Below are 774 nucleotides of genomic sequence, written 5' to 3'. Positions count from 1 at the left end.
CCGCCGACCATCGCCTCCGCCACGGATAATGTGGAAGCCGTGACCGGCTCCCTCGCCGATGGCGACAGCACCAATGATGCGACCCCGACGCTGACCGGTAGTGCCGAGATTGGCAGCACCGTCACCCTCACCCACAACGGTGAAGAGATCGGCACCGCTACCGCCGACAGCAACGGCACGTGGAGCTTCACACCGGCGACTGACTTCGCCGATGGCGAACACGTCTTCAGCGTCACCGCCACCGATGCCGCGGGCAACGAAAGTGCACCGTCTGCCGACTTCACGCTCACCGTCGACACCACCGCGCCTGAAGTTCCGAGCCTTGCGCTCACCGCCGACACCAACGTCGCGGACGACGGCATCACCAGCAATGGTGAGGTCACCGTCAGTGGTCTCGAGACCGATGCCACCTGGGAAGTCTCCCTCGACGGCGGCACCAGCTGGGATGCTGGCACTGGCACCACCTTCACGCTGGACGAAGGCAGCTACGCCGATGGCGTTGTGCAGATCCGTCAGACCGATGTGGCTGGTAACGTCAGCGACGCCGTGAACCTGGGCGCCGTGACCGTGGATACCACCGACCCGACGGGCAGCATCGCCTTCGTCGATGGTGACGATGGCTTCCTGAACGTCGACGACATCACTGCCGTCGCCCTCAGCGGCAGCATCGAGGCCGGCCTCGACAGCAGCAATGTCGTGATCACCATCACGGACAGCGCCGAGCCGGCCAACGAGATCACCGTCGCCACAACTGACATTACGGTCGACGGTGCT

At 64.7% G+C, this 774-nt stretch carries 1 protein-coding gene; it reads left to right on the top strand.

Features of this window, described 5'->3' with window-relative positions; genetic code table 11:
• The coding region (locus tag PJK54_RS17695; RefSeq protein WP_271303508.1) for an Ig-like domain-containing protein at window positions 1-774 on the top strand (774 nt) is incomplete at both ends.

The sequence above is a fragment of the Cobetia sp. MMG027 genome, assembly GCF_027947415.1.
GTDB classification, from domain to species: Bacteria; Pseudomonadota; Gammaproteobacteria; order Pseudomonadales; family Halomonadaceae; genus Cobetia; species Cobetia marina.
The sequence above is the reverse complement of the archived record's forward strand: the minus strand, read 5'-3'. Positions and strand labels throughout refer to the sequence as shown.